The sequence below is a fragment of the Rhizobium sp. GW821-FHT14E12 genome (assembly GCF_058803745.1).
Genome location: NZ_JBXAPH010000002.1, coordinates 1,047,489 through 1,065,970 on the forward strand (window position 1 = coordinate 1,047,489; position 18,482 = coordinate 1,065,970).

At 60.4% G+C, this 18,482-nt stretch carries 17 protein-coding genes; 7 read left to right on the top strand and 10 right to left on the bottom strand.

Annotated features, from left to right (window positions below):
* Nucleotides 1-96: 96 nt before the first annotated feature.
* Nucleotides 97-1,680, bottom strand: a complete 1,584-nt coding sequence (locus AC1RO0_RS12930; protein WP_498593268.1) for an ABC transporter substrate-binding protein — start codon at nt 1,678-1,680, stop codon at nt 97-99.
* 185 nt (nt 1,681-1,865) lie between these two features.
* Nucleotides 1,866-3,050, bottom strand: a complete 1,185-nt coding sequence (locus tag AC1RO0_RS12935; RefSeq protein WP_498593269.1) for a M20 metallopeptidase family protein — start codon at nt 3,048-3,050, stop codon at nt 1,866-1,868.
* Nucleotides 3,051-3,697: 647 nt separating this feature from the next.
* On the opposite strand from AC1RO0_RS12935, the gene AC1RO0_RS12940 reads away from it, so the two are divergent.
* The 5 genes from AC1RO0_RS12940 to AC1RO0_RS12960 all read left to right on the top strand — a co-directional run bounded on the left by AC1RO0_RS12940 (nt 3,698) and on the right by AC1RO0_RS12960 (nt 10,301).
* The gene (locus AC1RO0_RS12940) at nt 3,698-4,213 is read left to right on the top strand and encodes an RNA polymerase sigma factor (protein WP_498593270.1); all 516 of its coding nucleotides are present in this window, start codon (nt 3,698-3,700) and stop codon (nt 4,211-4,213) included.
* 163 nt (nt 4,214-4,376) lie between these two features.
* Nucleotides 4,377-5,384 carry a FecR family protein gene (locus AC1RO0_RS12945; RefSeq protein WP_498593271.1) on the top strand — a complete coding sequence of 336 codons (1,008 nt, stop codon included), beginning with the start codon at nt 4,377-4,379 and terminating at the stop codon, nt 5,382-5,384.
* A gap of 128 nt (nt 5,385-5,512) precedes the next feature.
* A complete protein-coding gene (locus AC1RO0_RS12950; protein WP_498593272.1) occupies nt 5,513-7,987 on the top strand; it encodes a TonB-dependent siderophore receptor in 2,475 nt (824 codons plus the stop codon).
* On the top strand, nt 7,981-9,147 hold the full coding sequence (locus AC1RO0_RS12955; protein WP_498593273.1) for an ABC transporter substrate-binding protein: 1,167 nt from the start codon (nt 7,981-7,983) through the stop codon (nt 9,145-9,147). Before AC1RO0_RS12950 ends, AC1RO0_RS12955 begins: the two co-directional genes overlap by 7 nt.
* A gap of 71 nt (nt 9,148-9,218) precedes the next feature.
* Nucleotides 9,219-10,301: a siderophore-interacting protein gene (locus AC1RO0_RS12960; RefSeq protein WP_498593274.1), complete on the top strand. Its 1,083-nt coding sequence runs from the start codon at nt 9,219-9,221 to the stop codon at nt 10,299-10,301.
* Here the strand turns inward: AC1RO0_RS12960 and AC1RO0_RS12965 are convergent.
* On the bottom strand, nt 10,283-10,663 hold the full coding sequence (locus AC1RO0_RS12965; RefSeq protein ID WP_498593275.1) for a hypothetical protein: 381 nt from the start codon (nt 10,661-10,663) through the stop codon (nt 10,283-10,285). The two genes, AC1RO0_RS12960 and AC1RO0_RS12965, sit on opposite strands and share 19 nt — an antisense overlap.
* Nucleotides 10,664-10,847: 184 nt before the next feature.
* On the opposite strand from AC1RO0_RS12965, the gene AC1RO0_RS12970 reads away from it, so the two are divergent.
* Nucleotides 10,848-11,150, top strand: coding sequence for an ArsR/SmtB family transcription factor (locus AC1RO0_RS12970; protein WP_498593379.1), 303 nt, complete (start codon nt 10,848-10,850; stop codon nt 11,148-11,150).
* 118 nt (nt 11,151-11,268) lie between these two features.
* On the opposite strand, the gene AC1RO0_RS12975 is transcribed toward AC1RO0_RS12970, so the two are convergent.
* From AC1RO0_RS12975 to AC1RO0_RS12985, 3 genes are all read right to left on the bottom strand, one after another.
* A complete protein-coding gene (locus AC1RO0_RS12975; protein ID WP_498593276.1) occupies nt 11,269-11,928 on the bottom strand; it encodes a DUF3313 domain-containing protein in 660 nt (219 codons plus the stop codon).
* A 194-nt stretch (nt 11,929-12,122) separates the two neighbouring features.
* Complete coding sequence (locus tag AC1RO0_RS12980; protein ID WP_498593277.1) at nt 12,123-13,505, bottom strand: ATP-binding protein; 1,383 nt, start codon at nt 13,503-13,505, stop codon at nt 12,123-12,125.
* Nucleotides 13,502-14,224, bottom strand: a complete 723-nt coding sequence (locus AC1RO0_RS12985; protein WP_498593380.1) for a response regulator — start codon at nt 14,222-14,224, stop codon at nt 13,502-13,504. The genes AC1RO0_RS12980 and AC1RO0_RS12985 overlap by 4 nt, the downstream gene beginning before the upstream one ends.
* A 369-nt stretch (nt 14,225-14,593) precedes the next feature.
* On the opposite strand from AC1RO0_RS12985, the gene AC1RO0_RS12990 reads away from it, so the two are divergent.
* The gene (locus AC1RO0_RS12990) at nt 14,594-14,944 is read left to right on the top strand and encodes a GFA family protein (protein ID WP_498593278.1); all 351 of its coding nucleotides are present in this window, start codon (nt 14,594-14,596) and stop codon (nt 14,942-14,944) included.
* 34 nt (nt 14,945-14,978) lie between these two features.
* Here AC1RO0_RS12990 and AC1RO0_RS12995 read toward each other — a convergent pair whose 3' ends face one another.
* From AC1RO0_RS12995 to AC1RO0_RS13010, 4 genes are read right to left on the bottom strand one after another with little or no spacing between them, the layout of a single operon-like run.
* Entirely contained in the window at nt 14,979-15,716 is a 738-nt protein-coding gene (locus AC1RO0_RS12995; protein WP_498593279.1) for an ABC transporter ATP-binding protein, read from the bottom strand.
* A complete protein-coding gene (locus AC1RO0_RS13000) occupies nt 15,713-16,558 on the bottom strand; it encodes an ABC transporter ATP-binding protein (RefSeq protein WP_498593280.1) in 846 nt (281 codons plus the stop codon). The genes AC1RO0_RS12995 and AC1RO0_RS13000 overlap by 4 nt, the downstream gene beginning before the upstream one ends.
* Nucleotides 16,545-17,447, bottom strand: coding sequence for an ABC transporter permease (locus AC1RO0_RS13005; RefSeq protein WP_498593281.1), 903 nt, complete (start codon nt 17,445-17,447; stop codon nt 16,545-16,547). Before AC1RO0_RS13005 ends, AC1RO0_RS13000 begins: the two co-directional genes overlap by 14 nt.
* Nucleotides 17,444-18,472 carry an ABC transporter permease gene (locus AC1RO0_RS13010; RefSeq protein WP_498593282.1) on the bottom strand — a complete coding sequence of 343 codons (1,029 nt, stop codon included), beginning with the start codon at nt 18,470-18,472 and terminating at the stop codon, nt 17,444-17,446. Before AC1RO0_RS13010 ends, AC1RO0_RS13005 begins: the two co-directional genes overlap by 4 nt.
* Nucleotides 18,473-18,482: the final 10 nt, after the last annotated feature.

The following is an 18,482-nucleotide window of genomic DNA, read 5'->3' on the forward strand; positions in this document are numbered from 1 at the left end:
ATGACAGCCTAGCGCAACGGTTTAGCGGCCCTATCGGGAAAAAAGAGCCCCCGGATGGCAATCCGGGGACCGATAGGCGTTCTGTTGCGGGGTGTCTTAGGCCTTGAGCCAGGCGCGCTCGGCGATGCGGTAGCCGCTGAGATCACCGCCGCCCGGGACCGGCACATAGCCGCCGACCTTGTCGCTGGCAGCCGCCAGATTGTCGACGAAGAGCGGGATGATCTCGCCACCTTCATCCACCAGCTTCACCTGCAGGTCATGATAGATCTGCTTGCGCTTGGTCTCGTCCAGCTCGACACGAGCCGCTGCCAGCAGCTTGTCGAAGGACTCGTCGCGCCAGGCGGTTTCGTTCCAAGGCGCGTCGGACTGCAGGATCAGCGACAGCATGGCGTCCGCCGTCGGGCGTACCGACCAGTTGGAGGCGACGAATGGCTTCTTCAGCCAGACCTCGTCCCAATATCCGTCGGAGGGAACGCGGTCGACATCGATGGTGATGCCGGCCTTGGCGGCGGAAGCCTGATAGAGCTGTGCCGCATCGACCGAGCCGGGGAAACCGTTGTCGGAGGCGCTAAGCTGGATGCCGCTCGGCGAACCCGCCTTCTTGAAGTGGAAGGACGCCTTCTCGGGATCATAGGCGCGCTGCGGAATGTCCTTGGCGAAATAGGGGTTCCAGGAGGCGATCGGATTGTCGTTGCCGATGGCGCCGGTGCCGACGAGAAGGCTCTTCTGCAATTCCTCGCGGTCGATCGCATATTTCAGCGCCAGCCGCAGGTCGAGATTGTTGTAGGGAGCAGTGTCGACCCGCATTGGGAAGCAATACATCGTGTTTTCCTGCGAACGCAGGATCTGCACGCCCGGACGGGCCGTGAGCCGGCTGACGGCCCGCGGCTCGACACGGTTGATGATATGCACCTGCCCGCTCAACAGCGCCGCCATGCGGGCGGTCGCATCGCTCATCGCGATGGTTTCAACGGAATCGACGAAGGCGCGGTCCGAAGCCCAGTAGTTCGGGTTGCGCTTGGTGAGCGCGCGCACGCCGGGCTGGAAATCTTCGAGGATGAAAGCGCCGGTGCCGACGCCCTTGTCGAAGTCGCCGCCGTCGGGGCCGATACCGAGATGGTAGTCGACGAGAGCAGCGGGGAAATCGGCATTGCCCGAGTTCAGCGTCACGGTCACTTCATGGGTGCCGGAAGCGCTGATGTCGGTCACCGCCAGAAGCTGGCCCTTGCCACCGGAATTGCTCTTTTCGCCGCGATGATGGTTGAGCGAATAGACGACGTCCTGCGCGGTCAGTTCCTTGCCATTGTGGAACTGGATGCCCTTCTTCAGCTTGAAGACCCACTTGCTGCCATCGGGCGTTGCCGGTTCCCAGCTTTCGGCGAGTGCGCCGATCAGCTTGCCATCCGGGCCGAGCTCGACGACGGTGTTGAAGAGCTGGAAGCCGACCGTGTACATATAAGCTTCGGTGTAGAAGGCAGGATCGAGCCTGTCTGAGCTCGAGGCCGTATCCAGCCCCAGCACGAGATGTCCGCCCCTGACCGGCGTTTCCGCCTGCGCCGCAGCGCTGCCAGGAAGCAAAAGCCCGCCTGCCGAAAGCGTCGCCGACAGGGCGCCCGCGGTTTGCAGGAACCGGCGCCGTGTCGGCTGCAGGATGTTCGAAATCGTCTTTTCGCCCGGCATTAAAATTTGTTCCTCTTCATCTTATCGCCTCCGGCTCCGCATCGCGGTGGCCGCGTGGCACATTTCCTATGGTATCGGCTAACATCAAGCGCGCAATTTCCTCCTAAAAATCAACGATCCGGAAGAAACAAAATGCAAAGTAGGCTCGGCAATTGCTCCAGTGTCGTAAATGGAGGCTCCGCCGGCTAAGCCAGGAGCTTTACGGCTGCCAGCGACAGCGCCACGACGCCGTTTGCAATGCAGCGCTCATCCGGCTGATAGTCGGAATTGTGGACACGGTCGTTGCGGCCTTCCTGGGAGGAACCGACGCCGAGCTGGAAGGCCGGAACCTTCGCGCCGACCAGAGCGAAATCCTCCGCGCCGAGGCCCGCCTCGCGCTCCAGGACGACGTCGCCATAATGCTCGCGGATCGCCGACATGGTGGTCGTCAGAATATGCTCGTCATTGATCAGCGAGGGCACGCCGCGCACGTAATTCACCTCGCAGCGAACGCGCATGGATGCTTCCAGCCCCTCGCAGACGCGGCGCATGGCAGCCTCGATCACGTCGCGGGATTCCGCGTCCTGGCAACGAACCGTTCCCATGATGGCAACGGAGTCGGGGATGATGTTGTGCGTGTTGCCGCCATGAATGGAGCCGACAGTTAGGACAGCCGGGCGCATGGGGTCGACCTCGCGCGAAACGATTGCCTGCAATTGGGTGATGAGATGTGCTGTGGCGACGACAGGGTCGATTGCCGCATGCGGGCGCGCGGCGTGGCCGGATTTGGCGTGGATGGTGATGTCGAACTCGTCGGAGGAGCCGTTCGATATGCCCCGGATGAAGCTGAATGTTCCGACGGGCTCATCCGGATAATTGTGGAAGCCGAGCGCATAGTCGACACCATCAAGCACGCCGTCGACGATCATCGCCGCCGCGCCGCTTTCCTGGGTTTCCTCCGCCGGTTGGAACATCAATTTGACGTTGCCGCTGAGACGGGGTGCAATCTCCTTGAGGATCGCGCCGACGCCGATCAAGGTCGCCGTATGCAGGTCGTGGCCACAAGCATGCATCTTGCCCTCGATCTGGCTGGCGAACGGCAAGCCGGTCTGTTCCTGCATGGGCAAGGCATCCATGTCGGCCCGGATGAGAAGCGTCGGGCCGGGGCGCCCACCCTTGATAAAGCCGACAACGCCGGTACGGCCGATGCCGGTCTGATGCTCGATCCCGAGGCTTGCGAGCTCGCGGGCGACCACGCCGCTCGTCCTGACGACATCGAAGCCAGTCTCTGGATGGGCATGGATATCGCGGCGGACCTCGATCAAATGCTCCTCTTGCTGCGATGAAAGCTGCTGTACGAGCGCATTGAGGTCATTGACGTGCGAATTCATCTTGCTGGTATCCCGGAGAGCCTGTGGAGAAGAACGCTTTGCCTTCATTCGGTGCGGCAAGCGACCTGACGGACATTAAGTATTTGAACGATTAGCCTCGAGCTGTCTGGAGATCAACATTTCCAAGCCTTGGCCCTACAAATCCCCGATCGTCCGCGGACACCGCAAGGCCAAGACGCCCCGATCTTCGCTCATTCCCCACTTTTTTCACCGGCTTCGTCCGCAGGCCAGTCGGCATGGCTAAACTGTTGCACGGGCGCAACGCCGGATCATCAATTCACGGCCTGCCAAGAGTGTGTAACGCCCCGCCTGTCATCTGACCGGACGGCAGAGGCGCAATAAAATCAAGTAGAAAACATGTCAATTATAATCCACTTTTATTCACGTCCGCACGAAAGTTTGCATCCATTCTAAATCACTGCGGTTGCAAGGTTTTTTCAGTCCGCCTATGGCAGGATCGGTGTTTGGGTGAAGCCCTTTGCCAGAGACTGATGACGCGGGTGTGATTGATTGTCGACGCGAACTGACCGGGACACGGGAACAGGACACGAGCGGGCGTGGGAACCGGCAGGTTTCGCGGCTCCCGCCACGACATGCGTTGATTTCGGTTATTGGGTATCGTCAAGCTTGAGGAAAGAGGCGTCGTCATGTCCTCCGTCCTGAACACCATATTCGAGACACAGCGGCGTTCGCTATTATGGAGCGTGATGCGTATCGTGCGCGATCCGCAAACGGCCGAGGATCTCGCGCAAGAGACTTATGTCAGGGCGCGGCGGGCAGCCGACAACGGCCCGATCGAGCATGTCGAGGCCTTCCTGCATCAGACAGCCCGCAATCTCGCGCTGGATCATCTGCGCCGCAAGAACACCCGCGCCGGCATCGAGGCCGAAGGTGTCGAGGAAGCGACCATCGCCGCTATTGCCGCCGATATCCCCTCTATCGAGGATGCGATCATCGAGCGCGAAAGACTGTGCTGGTTCAAAAAGGCGCTTTCCGGACTTCCCGAGCGGGCGCAGACGATCATGGTTCTCAGCCGTCTGGAAGAATGGTCGAACCTCCGCATCGCCGAGCATCTGGGCATTTCCGAGCGGACGGTGTTCAATGATCTCAAGCTCGCCATGGGGCATTGCCGGGACGCGCTCGCGCGGCTCGACAAGAAATGATCCCCCGATGGCAATGACATCTATCACGTTGCGAGGGTTACCCCTTCCCGTCACTGGCTTACGAGACATCGTATGCCCGAGGGAAACCTTTTTTGCCGGGTTTCAGATTGCCGAACGTCTAGGTTATAGGGACCCGCGATGCACTGAAGATGGGATGGCCTGAGTGGGACGGAACGGCACGGACAACGAGGACGAGACGGGCGAAGGCTACGTTCACGACGATCCGATCGCCGATGCGGCGCTCGAGTGGTTCGCCCGCCTGCGCAACGCCGAACCCGACACCGGCACCATGCGAGAGTTTCAAGCCTGGCTCGATCGCGACACGCGACACGCGGAGGAGTTTCACGCCCTTGAGGCAATGTGGGGTTCCACCGCCTTAGCAAAGGCGGTCGCCTCTCTCCCGATGGCGGAAAGCGCCGCCAAGCAGACCGCCGCATCGCGGCGACAAGAGGTGCGCTGGCTTCCCCGCCTTGCGGCCGCAGCTGCGGTGCTATTGGCCGTGCTGGGTGCCTGGCAATATCCGAAACTGATGCTGGACTGGCAGGCTGATTACATCACCGCGACCGGCGATCAATCCACAGTCAGCCTTCCCGACGGCTCGACCATGATCCTCAATACCGCGTCGGCCGTCGCGCTCGATTTCCAGAACGGCCAGCGCACGGTGCGGCTGCTGAAGGGCGAGGCCTTCTTCGACGTGCAGCATGATGCAGCCCATCCGTTCAGGGTGGCCGGCCATTTCGGTGAGGTCGAGGTGACCGGCACGGCGTTCTCGGTGCGTACCGACGATGACTCCGACGATGTCGTGCTGGAGCGGGGCCATGTCGAAGTCACCTGTCTTTGCAATGCGGCCGAGCAGGTCAGGCTGGAGCCCGACGAGGCTGTAACGGCGACGGCCACGTCATTGTCGGCGGTGCGAAAGGCCGATCCGTCCCGCGCTCTCGCCTGGCGCGATGGACGCATCGTCTTCGAGGACCAGCCGCTTGGGACCGTGCTCAACGAATTGCGCCGCTATTACGGCGGCACGATCATCGTCGCCGACAGCCGCATCAGCCGGCTGATCGTCACCGGCAACTATCGCCTCGACAGTATCGAAGGCGCCATTCGCACCCTGGCGGACGCCGCGGGCGTAGGAATGACCCGGATTCCGGGCGGAATCATAATCTTGCGATAATTTCTCAACTTTTTTTGCCGGTTCCGCATTCCCACCGCGTCTACGTATTGAAGGGTGACGGTTGCGCACGATGCGGTCCGAACCCTCTGGGGCCAGAAGGGATTATCGGCAAGATGGAAATGGGGCGGATGTCATCGCATGGGCAGCAGATCAGGAAACAAGGCAGGGAGCGCATCCTAGTGCGGGCGCTTCTGGCGTCGACACTTCTAAGCTGCCTCAGTGTCACTTCTGTATCGCCCACCATGGCGCAACAAGCGCGTCCGGCCGCCACGCAAGCGATGAATTTCCAGATTCCGGCGCAGCCGCTTGGCTCGGCCATCGGTGCCTTTATTCGCGCAACCGGCTGGCAGATCAGCTATTCCTCGGCAATCGCACGCGGCAAGACATCGGGTGCTGCGATCGGGTCGATGACACCGACGCAGGCCTTGCAGCGCCTTGTCGCCGGCACCGGCATTGTCGTTCGCGTCGGCGCACCCGGCTCGGCGGCCCTCGTCGACCCCACCACCACGGCGGCAAGCGGAACGGCGGCGGACGGCTCGACCGTACTCGCGCCGATCACCGTGACCGGTCAGGATGGGGCCTTCGGCCCGACCGATGGCTATATCGCGCAGAATGCCCTGACGGGAACCAAGACCGGCACGCCCTTGATCGAAACGCCGCAATCGGTCTCCGTCGTCACGCGCAAGCAGATGGAAGACCAGAACTCAAAGACGGTTTCCGAGGCGCTGCGCTATACGCCGGGCGTCGCCGCCGAAACGCGCACCGGACGCTATGACTATCCCAACATCCGAGGCTTCGGCACGCCCGGCGGCTCCGAGGCAAACTGGGTCGGGCTGATGGACGGGCTGCGCATGCCGCGCGGCATTTACTACATCGCGCCCTCGATCGACCCCTATATGCTGGAGCGGGTCGAGGTGCTGAAAGGCCCCTCCTCCATCCTTTACGGCGCCGTCAATCCGGGTGGCGTGGTCAATCTCTGGAGCAAGCGGCCGACGGAAGAGCCTCTTCACGAGGTCGACCTGCAATACGGCACCTTCAACCGCAAGCAGATCGGCTTCGACTTCAGCGGTCCAGTCAATAATGACAACACGGTGCTCTATCGTCTGACAGGTGTTGCGCGTGACGCGGATTCCCAGGTCGATTTCGCTAAGGATCAGCGCCTCTCGATCTCTCCGGCGGTAACATGGCAGCCGGACGGCGACACCAAGCTGACCATTCTCGGCAATGCCCAGCGCGATCCGAATGCCGGGAATTTCAACTATCTTCCCTATGTCGGCACAGTGAAATCAGCATCCTGGGGCAAGCTGTCGCGCAACTTCACCGAGGCCGATCCGAATTTCGACCAGTCGCAGCGATCGCAATATTCGATCGGCTACGAATTCGAGCATCGCTTCAACGACATCTGGACCGTGCGGCAGAACCTGCGCTTCATGCATGCCGACTATGATTACAAGTCGGTCTTCCAGAATGGATGGCTGACGCCAACCCAACTGTCGCGCATGTCGATCCATTCGGTCGAATCCTTCGATGGTCTCGCCATCGACAACCAGGCCCAGGCCGAATTTTCGACGGGCGAGATCCAGCACACCGCGCTGTTCGGGCTGGACTATCGCCGCAACAATGCCGACGTGAAGATGGGTTATGGGGCGGTCGATCCGCTCGACGTACTCAATCCAGTTTACTACCAGACCATCGCATCGCCGAGCCTCGACTATGTGACCAGCCAGAAGCTCAACCAGACCGGCGTTTACGTTCAGGACCAGATGAAACTCGGCAACCTGTCGCTGTTGACGGGTATCCGTGGCGATTGGGTCGACGCCGAAACCCGCAACAATTATGCGCCGGCCTACGTGCCCCAGTCGGACAAGGCTTTCTCCTGGCGCACGGCGCTTATGTATAATTTCGACAACGGCATCGCGCCCTATGCGAGCTATTCGACATCCTTCGAGCCGGTGTTGGGCACGGACTGGTCCGGCAATCCGTTCAAGCCGACCAAGGGCGAGCAATATGAAGTCGGCGTCAAATACCAGCCGGATGGCTGGGAAAGCTTCCTCACGGCATCGCTGTTCGACATCACCCAGCAGAACGTAAAGACGGCGGACCCGGATACGTCGCATCCCTATGCCTCCGTGCAGACGGGTGAGGTCCGGTCGCGCGGCGTCGAACTCGAAGCCCATGTCAACGTCAACGACAATCTGAGCCTGATCGCCTCCTATTCCCATATCGACATCAAGAATACCGAGGACACGACCTATCAGGGCAAGCGCCCCTATGGCGTGCCGAGCAACCTCGCCTCGCTCTGGGGCAACTATGAATTCGACGACGGCACATTGGATGGCCTCAGCCTCGGAGCCGGTGTCCGCTATGTCGGTTCGTCCTATGGCGATGCCGCCAACAGCTTGAAGGTTCCCGCCTACACGCTGGTGGACGCTGCCCTGCGCTATGACTTCGGCAAACTGAACCCGGATATGAAAAATCTGCAGCTATCGGTCAACGCGACCAATCTGTTCAACAAGACCTTCGTGTCGTCGTGCTGGAGCGAGACTTCGTGCTTCTACGGTAACGGCCGGACGATTACCGCCAATCTGAAATATCGGTGGTAGTGCAAGTGCTCGGGCTGAACCTCCTGCTTCGGACAATGGCAGTCTACCGCGCGCGTCTCGTCGCGCGCGGCATATTGATCATTGTCGCCTGCACCGCGATCATCTGCGGCGCGGCGGCGGCGAATGCAGAGCCCGTGATCTTCACCGACATTGCCGGACGGACGATCGAACTGCCCCACCCGGCCCGCCGCATCATCCTCGCCGATGGCCAGTTGCTGATGGCCTTGGCCCTGCTCGAGTCCGATCCGACGGATCAGATCGTCGGTTGGGCGGATAATTTCGTTCGGTTCGACCCATCGACTTATGGCCAATACAAGCAGCGCTTTCCCCGTATGGCGGACATCTCGGTTGTTGGCGGGACGACCGCCGATACGTTCTCGGTCGAAAAGGCGCTGAGCCTCCGGCCGGACCTTGTCATTGTCCCGCTGTGGTTCGGCACGTCCACCACCATGGAGACGCAGTTGAGCGCGGCCGGCGTCGCTGTCGCCTATGTCGATTTCTTCAACGACCCGATCAAGAATACCGCCGCCAGCATGCGGATTCTTGGCAAGGCGCTCGGGCAGGAAGGTCGTGCCGAGGCCTATATCGATTTCTACGAGAGCCATATGCGGCGAATTTCGGAGCGATTGGCCGGAGCCTATGTCGTCAGACCCAAGGTCTTCCTGCATGCCCGCGCCGGCGGCTGGGAGTGCTGTTGGTCGGCTGGCGGCAAGGTCGGTGAATTCATCGAGTTCGCCGGTGGCGAGAATATCGCGAAATCGGTCATCAAGGGTGCGACTGGCCAGCTCAGCCTGGAATATGTCCTGTCGCAGGACCCGGACGTCTATATCGCCGCCGGCGGAGCCGATCTTCCCGGCAGCGGCGGCTTTATGATCGGCCCCGGCGCTTCCACGGAGCTTGTTCATTCCGCGCTGAAGGACGCGGCGCAGGAGCCGGGGATCGGAACGCTCTCGGCTTTCGCAAAGGGCCGCGCGCATGCGCTTTGGCTCTTCTTCTTCCATTCTCCAACCAATGTGCTTGCGGTCGAGGCGATGGCGAAGTGGTTTCACCCGGATCTCTTCGCCGATATCGACCCGCAACGGACGCTGTCGGAGATCAACGAAAAATTTCTCGCGGTTCCGATGCAAGGAACCTACTGGGCCGATCTTCGCGATCCATGACCCCTCTCCCGCCGAAGCGCGGATCCCGCCATCGCTCCGCCTCGCATCGCCAACTCAGGACTTACCGCCTCATGACAAAGCTGACATCCCGCGCCGAAGTCGCCCTGCCTACGCCGAAACAATATCTCGCTGAGGTCTTCGAACATTTCGCCGAGGAAGTGCCGACCACGTTTTCGGGAAATATGGGAAGCGCCGTATTCCCCTGGGGGATCGGCACGATGGATGTCACCGAACAGGGCCTGCGTCTATACGCGGAAGCCGGAGACCTGCCATCGCTCGCGACCGTCAGGGATGTGATGACGAGCCATCTCGAGGAATTCGCCTGGCGCGAGAAGCCGGATATTCGCTGGAGCGGCGACGGTTGCGACAGCAGCGTCGTTCCCAATCTGCGGATCATGACGGTCGCAGCCGTCGCCGATCTGACGGCGCGCATGCGCCGCATTACGTTGAAGGGTGAGAACCTCGACTGGTTCACCACCGGCGATCCCCATATCTGGCTGCTGTTTCCGCCGGCCGACCTTGAGGTTCCCGAATGGCCAGTTCTCGGCCCGAACGGGCGCCCGGCCTGGCCGCCCTACGGCAAGCGGCCGACGACCCGTACCTATACGATCCGACGCATTGACGTTGCCGCCGGCGAGATCGATGTCGACTTCGTGCTGCACGGCGACCAGGGCGTGGCCAGCGCCTGGGCCGAGGCGGCGCGTTCCGGCGATGTCATCGGCATGATGGGTCCCGGCGGTGGCAGCATGCCGGCGATGGACTGGTGCCTACTGGCCGGTGACGAGACCGCCATTCCCGCTATTGCCCGCATGCTCGAAGCCCTGCCCGAGACGGCACAGGGCATTGTCCTGATCGAGGTGGCCGACAAGGGCGAGGAACAGACGCTTCCGGGTCCGGCCGGCATGGATATCAGATGGCTGCATAGAAACGGCGAGGCCGCCGGGCGCTCGCTGCTGCTCGAAGAGGCAGTGAAGGCTATCCGGCCGCCTAGCGACGTATCGTTCGGCCTGTGGGCCGGAGCGGAATCAGCGACGGCGCGGGCTCTCAGGACCTATTGGCGCAAAGATCTCGGCCTCTCACGCGCGAATACGCGCGCCGTCAGTTTTTGGAAGCTGGGCTTCAGCGAAAGCGATCATCAACGGCCACACGATTGATGTGGCCGCCACGCATCATTGCAAGCCACGTTGGCCACCGCGATCGGGTTTATACCGCCCGGCAAGCCGATATCCGCCTTGCCGCGCAATGTTTTCGCGCTTTTCAGCCTATGCGCTGCATCCTGCAGCAGGTTCGTCATTCCGGTCAGGGACACCTGATCCGCGCGCATTACCTGTCGGATCAACGGATCGTTGAGAACATCGGCTATCGTCAATTCTTTATAAGTCATGGCTACCTCCTGTTCGCTAGACACAGAGATAACCGGTCTAATTAGCAGCGTGATGTCAAAAGCCGGACCAAAACAAGGCAATCGGTTCGTTTTTGTTACAGTTTGTCGCAAGCGGCCTTCGTGGTGATACATCGATACATTCAGTCGACGGTTTGGCGTGCATCGTTCGTCAGAGATGCTCAGCCGGAAGCCCCTCGCAAGACGCAACATATCGTAACAAATTAGAATAAAACTCTACAGCCAGTGCGAGTACCGTCGGAGGATCATGGGGTTCCCCGCAAGCCCACCCGATTCGTTCCTAACAATCGATCGTTCCATGTATTCAGATCACGCAACACGAGACGAACGCCTGTCATGGCATGCAGATCTTCTCAGCCAGCTTGCCAACCCGAGCAGGCTGCAGGTTTGCGTTCTCCTGTCGGACCAAGAACAGGATGTTAACAGCCTGGCCCGAAGGATAGGCATATCTCAGCCGGCCTTGAGCCGGCATCTGACGCGTCTTCATCGATCGGGAATCATAAAATTTCGCAGCGAGGCGCAGTTCAGATATTACTCCTGCGATCATCCGGACGTGCTCCGGCTTCTCGAGGTTTTGACAGAGATTTTCGACGCCGATTGAGATTGTGCCACGCGCAGTCAAAGGCACTCGGTTAAAGTCGGGAAACGCAAAGCAGAATGCGTTTCCCGACACATATCAATAGTGCGTTTGCCCGCACCAGGGCCGATCGCCGTGCTGTCTATTGCAACTGCTCGAGCAGAGCGTCGGCACCCTTCTCGATCCCGATCTTGGAGCCCTTCAAGCGGGAAAAGGTCGCGCCAGCGTTCATTGCATTCGGATATTGCTTGGCGACATAGGCCGAGAGCAGACGATTGCTCGGCGCATCGTAAATTTCGACGGCATAGTTCACCGAGCCTGCCATCGTTCCTTCGCGACCACGAACGGCCTGAACGGCATTGATTGCATTGCCGCCGACATCAAGATGCGAGAATGGTCCGAGGACCGGGGTGGTATCCTTGGCGCCTGTCAGCGTCAGATGGAGCCGGAGCGTGCCGGGGCCGGGATTGCTGACGACGGCAAAGCGCGTCCGCAGCTTTTGCGTGAATTGTTCCTGCATGTAACCGGCAAGGACCGATTTGTCTTCGTCGGCAATCTTCACGAACTGGTTGTCCGGACCGTTATAGACAGTGACGGGATCGACGATGATCTTGTTGTACTGCCTCCAGTCGACATTGCCCTTGTACCTATAGGGTACGCGGCCGCCTTTATCGTCCGGATTCGGTTGAAGCTGCGGTGCCGAGGCCAGGCCTGCGTAAACGGTGGGGTCAGCGGTGGTGCATCCCGCGACGGTCGCGCACAGGGCGATCAGCGCGACACTGATGGTGGGTGTTCTCAGCAAAGATTTGGCTCCTGGAAAATATGGCAGAGTGTTGCCAGAGCCAGTTCTATTGAAACGGTGTGTTGCAGTGTTTTCTTTAATATATGGAAATGTTCGCGAAGATGATGGCGGAACGTCAAAGGGGCTGTCGCCGCTCGGGGGAGAGCATAGGAGGCGCGATAGCCGGCCGAAAGTGGACCGCGAAGAATAGAAACTCAACTCGTAGACGGGACCTTCTTCGGATCGCCCGCAAGTCGTCCCATCGTCTCGTCCTGGGTTGGCGGCAGGGTGATTTCGACGATCAGGCCATTGGGCTTGCGGTCGAGCAGTTTGAGCGTCCCGCCATGCCCCTTCCTGACAATCCCTTCCGCGGTCGGAAGGCCAAGGCCAAAGCCGCCGCCCATTCCCGTCGTTCGGGCTTTGTCCGCCTTGAAGAAAGGTTCCAGAGCCCGCACTTTGAGTGCATCTGTCAAGCCGGGGCCGTTGTCGCTCACTCTGATCAAAACCCCGCCATTACTGGCGCTTTGCAACTCGATCTCAATCTCGGTCGCATAGCGGGAGGCATTCTCGACGACATTGGTAATCGCTCTGGTGATGGCTTGCGGCTTGCAGATGCAGGTAAGCCGGCGGGGGCCTTTAAAGCCCACCTCGATGCCGGTGTCCGAAAAATCGGTCGCGATCGTCTGAAGGAGGCTTGAAATATCCACCTTGCGCGAAGGCACGCTATGGGAGGCGTTTGTCAGAAACGTCAGGCTCTCGTCGATCATCGAGCCCAAGGTGGCGATATCGGCGAGCATCTGACGCTGAAGCTCGGGTTGCTCGCAGCGCTCGGCGCGCATCCGCAGACGGGTCAGCGGTGTTCTCAGATCATGACTGATGGAACTGAGCATGCGCGTTCGACTGTCGACCATCTCCAATATTCGGCTTCGCATCACATTGAGCGAGGCGGCCAGGCTTCTCATTTCCGAGGCGCCGTCAGCCACGAACGGCTTTTCCAGGCTGTCGTCCATGCTTGCCCGCTCGGCGGCGGCGGCGAACCGGACCACCGGCCGGGTAATGAGCCAGCTACTGAAATAGGCCATGAGCGCCAGCGGAACGACGATCTTCAAAATCCCGCTGGCCATGGCGGGGAAAAGCCAGAGATAGTTGGGGAACACGGGCAAGTGAAAAACCAGCGCACGATCAGCATCGACTTTGACGATCAGGATATTCCCCGCAGACCGATCGGCAAAGACGTTCTCAATTGCCTTGAACACACCGATTTCGAGCACTGATCTTACCCGCTCGACGATGTCGTTCGACGCAGCAGCATCCTCGCTTTGCGGAGGGATCTGACTTGCCGACATTTTGTCCGCTGAAATCCCGAGGGTTGCGGCGAACTTTAAGGCGGCATCTTCCTCGTCGGGTGAACTGGCGCGTCGATACTGGTCCAGCACTCTTTCAATTCGTCCCGCCAACAAACCGATCGCAACACCCTTGTCATGCCGGCCGTAGATAAACGGCTCGGAAAGCGTCGCCACAACGGAAACCAGGATGATGAGCAACGTCGCCAATACGAGTATCTGCGTTCGTATGGAGGCGGTGCGAAGACCCTTCACGGCAGACGCTCCACCTTGGAGGCGAACAGATAGCCTCCCAGACGCACCGTCTTGATAAAGGTCGGATCCTTGAGGTTGGGTTCGATCTTCTGGCGGACGCGGCTGATATGGGCATCAATGCTGCGTTCGACCGGGCCTGCCGATCCGGCATGCGTCATGGACAGAAGCTGTTCGCGCGTCAGCACCTTGTTCGGATTGCTGCAAAACGCCCAAAGCAGGTCGAACTCCGCAGTCGTCATGGAGACTTCGGCGCCTTCGGCGTCGAAAAGCTGCCGGCTTTTCGGATCGATGCGCCAACCCGCAAACGTCATCGGCGCGACGTCCTCCTCCGGCTGCTGGGAAAGTGATGCCCGTCGCAGGATGCTCTTGATGCGAGCCACGAGCTCACGGGAATTGAAAGGCTTGGTGACATAATCGTCGGCGCCGAGCTCAAGGCCCAGGATGCGGTCGACATCCTCTCGCAACGCTGTCAGCATCAGGATCGGAATCGATCGGGACGAGCGCAGTCGCCGGCAGATGCTGAAGCCGTCCTCGCCGGGAAGCATACCGTCGAGGACGATCAGGTCGAACTTGTGGCGCGCCAGCAAGCGATCCATCTCGCCGCCGCTTGCTGCCGATGTCGCCTCGAAGCCATTGCTCTTCACCAGTTCGACCAGCATATGCGCTATGTCGGTATCGTCTTCGACGATCAGAATATGAGGTTGGTCGAACATTGCCATTTCGGAGGCCGCTGCCTTCGTTTGAGTGCCCATCGCACGGTCTATCGCGCGCGAAATTATCTCACCTGGATACTGATATGTCACGCTGATGCTTCCATGACCTGTGCCAATCGAAAAGCAGCTGCCGTCACCGCGAAGCATTGGGACCTCAAGATAGTGTTGGCGGTGGCGCCTGCGTTGCTACCAGACGGGCAGAGCAGGACCCTCGTCCTGCCATCGGATTTTTGTGACACGATCATATTCCAGAGATTGGGGCTCCTCTAGAATAGCAAATACGAGTGTAATGCTGTGTTCGATAATATTGAGATATGTTGCGACGGGATATTACAGAATATCCGCGCAACGATTCGAGAATCGGGAGGATAAAAAATGGCATTCCAAGGAACTTGTCACTGCGGAAAAGTGGCGTTCACAGTCGACGCCGATCTGCCGAGCCAGGCGCTCAGCTGCAACTGCTCGTATTGCCGCCGCAAGGGCATGTTGCTTGCCTTCTTCCCGACGGGGAAGTTCACGCTGGATAGTGGCGAGGATTCACTGCGTAGCTATAAATTCAATACCCACAGAATCGACCATCAATTTTGCGTCGATTGCGGTACGCAGCCATTCTCTATGGCCACGAGCCCCGATGGCACGCCGACGCGGGCGGTCAACCTGCGCTGCGTCCCGGCGATCGAATTAAACTCGCTGGAAATCCAGTACTATAACGGCGCCGACAAGTAGGCTGTCAGCACCGGCCCTACAGCCTATATCCGCGTCAAAGGAAGCTCGCCTCGAACAGCTCGCGGGTATAGGCATCATGCGTTATGCCCGCCTGCAGATCGGCCTTGGTCAGCTCATCGACGAAGGTGCCGCCCTTCATGATCAGCACCCGGTCGCACATATGCGCGATGACGGCGAGATCGTGGCTGACGAGGACATAGGTCAGGGAGCGCTCTTCACGCTGGTCGGCCAGGAGATTGAGGATTTCGGCCTGGATCGAGACGTCGAGCGCCGAGGTCGGCTCGTCAAGCAAGAGGATCGGCGGCGACAGGATCAGCGCACGGGCGATCGCGACGCGCTGGCGCTGGCCGCCGGAAAGCTCGTGCGGATAGCGGTTGGCGAAGGCCGGCGGCAAGCCGACCTGACGCAATGCCTTGTCCACCTTCGCCCAGACATCGCCATGCCCCATCGCCCGCAATGGCTCGGAGAGCGCCGTCCCGATGCGATGCCGGGGATGCAGCGATCCATAGGGATCCTGAAACACCATCTGGGCATGCCGCAGCTCGTCGCGCGACCGGATCTTGCCCACGGGTTTTCCTGCGAGCTTTATTTCACCGGACCAGCCTTTTTCCATGCCGGAGAGGCAGCGCAGCACCGTCGATTTGCCGCAGCCGGACTCGCCGACGATCCCCAGGGTCTCACCCTTCCCCACGTCGAAGCTCACCCGCCGGACGACATGGTTTTCGGTCTTGCCGGAGGTAAAGACGACATCAAGATCACGCACGCTAATCATCGGCTGGTCTCCAGATCAAGCTTCGCCCTGTCGAGCACCGCCAGGCGGCGCACTGGCTTGTGCGGATCCGGCAGTGCCGACATCAGGCCACGCGTATAGGGATGCTGCGCATCTTCCAGGCGTGTCAGGGTTTCGACGATCCGGCCGGAATACATGACGATGATGCGTTCGCAGAAGGCCGCGACCATGCGGATGTCATGGCTGATGAGCAGCAGCCCGGAATTGTTTTCGCGGACCAGTTCGTCGAGCAGGGTGAGCACGTCTCTGCGAACGCTGACATCGAGTGCGGAAGTCGGCTCGTCGGCGATCACCAGTTTCGGCTTTGCCAGGAGCATCATCGCGATCATGACACGCTGGCCCATGCCGCCCGAGATCTGATGCGGGTAAAGTGCCATCACGCGCTCTGGATCGCTGATGCGGACGCGTTCAAGCATGGCCCGCGCCGCATCCTTCGCCTTGCTGCCTCGCAATCCCATGTGAAGCCGCGCCGCCTCGGCGATCTGCTTGCCGACAGTCAGCACCGGATTGAGAGAATAGCGCGGGTCCTGCATGATCAGCGCAATATCCTTGCCGCGTAGGGCGCCCATCTGGCGCTCCGACCTGTCGAGCAGGGAGACGCCGTCCAGATCCATGCGTTCGGCCGCAACGCTCGCGATCGGTGGCAGCAAGCGCATGATTGCACGGCCCGTTGTCGACTTTCCGGAGCCGGATTCGCCGACGATCCCGACGCGTTCGCGCCCGACATCGAAGCTGACATTGGAGACGGCCGCCAGGGAGTTGCGTCCGAACCGGACGTTCAGACCTTTGACCGCGAGGACGGGATGGGGATCACGATCTTGCATGGCGGGGATCCAGTATATCACGCAGGGTGTCACCGACGATGTTGAAGGCGAGGCTTGCCAGAAGGATCGCAATGCCGGGCATGACGGCGACCCACCAGAAATCGAGCATATATTTGCGCCCGTTGGAAATCATCGCGCCCCATTCCGGCGCGGGCGGCTGGGCGCCAAGCCCGAGGAAGCCGAGCGACGCCGCCGTCAGGATGATGCCTGCCATGTTGAGCGTCAGACGCACGATGACCGAGGGGATGCACATCGGCGCGATATAGAAAAACAGGATACGCAGCCGAGAGGCACCGTATAGCCGCGCCGCAGCAACATAGTCGGTGTTCCTGACGACGAGCGCCTCGGCGCGCGCCAGCCGCGCGATCGGCGGCCAGGCCGTCAGCGAGATCGCGATGATCGCCGTTGTCAGACCAGCGCCGAGTGCCGCCGCAAAAGCCAGCGCCAGGATCAGCGACGGAAAGGACAGCACGATATCGGTGGCGCGCATCAAAAGCGCATCGACGCGACCTCCGAAGAAACCGGCGACGACGCCGATCACAAGGCCGATCGGCCCGACGATCACGGAAATCGACAGCACCGTCTGGATGGTGATGCGCGTGCCGAAGATCAGCCGGCTGAGGATATCGCGTCCGAATTCGTCCGTGCCGGCCGGATGCGCAAGGCTCGGCGGCTGCAAAGCGTTGGCGAGCACCTGCATGTTTGGATCATACGGCGCCAGGAGCGGCGCAAAGATCGCGATCAGGCATAAAAGGCCAAGGATGATGAAGCCCACGAGACCGAGTGGCTCGTGCGTCAGCTTGCCGCCGGCGCTTTTCAGCGACGTTGCCACACGGCTCATCAAATTTGGCGGACGAACAGTTACGTCCACATGGATCGCATCACTCATCGAGCGGCCTCCCTGGTGCGCGGATCGAAGACCGCATAGGCGATATCCGCAAGGAAATTCAGGAACATGAAGAAGAATCCGACAATGATGGTCGCGGCGAGGATGGCGTTCATATCGCCGATCATCAGTGCATTCGTCATGTATTGGCCGATACCCGGCCAGGAGAAGACGATTTCGGTCACCACCGCACCCTCAAGGAGCCCACCATAGGAGATCGCGAGAATGGTGATGAGCTGCACGGCGATATTAGGCAGAACATGACCGATGATTGTCCCAGCCGGGCTGACGCCCTTGGCGCGGGCCGCGATCACATAATCCTGGCTAAGCTGCTCCAGGGTGAAGCTGCGGGTCATGCGGGTGATATAGGCGACCGCCGCATAGGCTAGGATGAAGGCCGGCAGGATGATGTGGCTGAGCGCATTCCAGAAAATATCCGTCTCGCCCTGCAAGAGGCTGTCGACCAACAGCAGGCCGGTTCGCGGCGTGACGATGCCCTCATAATAGACATCGACCCGGCCCGGACCGCCGACCCAGTTCAGGCCCGCATAGAAGACGACAAGCCCGACGATCCCGAACCAGAAGACCGGAATGGAATGACCGACGAGAGAGACGACGCGGGCGACCTTATCGATGAGCCGGTCACGGTACAGCGCCGCGACCAGGCCAAGCGGTACGCCGACGAAGGTCGAGATGATGACGGCAAACGTTGCAAGCTCGAATGTCGCGGGAAAAGCCTGGGCAAGATCGGCAGAGACGGGATTTCCCGTCAGGATTGCCGTGCCGAAATCGCCGTGGACAAGGCCCTTCAGGTAGATGAAGAATTGCTCGTAAAGGGGAAGATCCAGTCCAAGCCGCTGGCGCATCGCCGCATAGGCGGCGGGGTCGGCCAGCTCGCCGACGATCGCTCCCACCGGATCGGCCGGCAGGACGCGGCCGATCACGAAGGTGACACATAGGAGGATGAACAGGCTGACGATCAGATGCGCGATGCGTCGGCCGAATTCGGCTACGGATAGTTCCTTCATGATCGGCTGC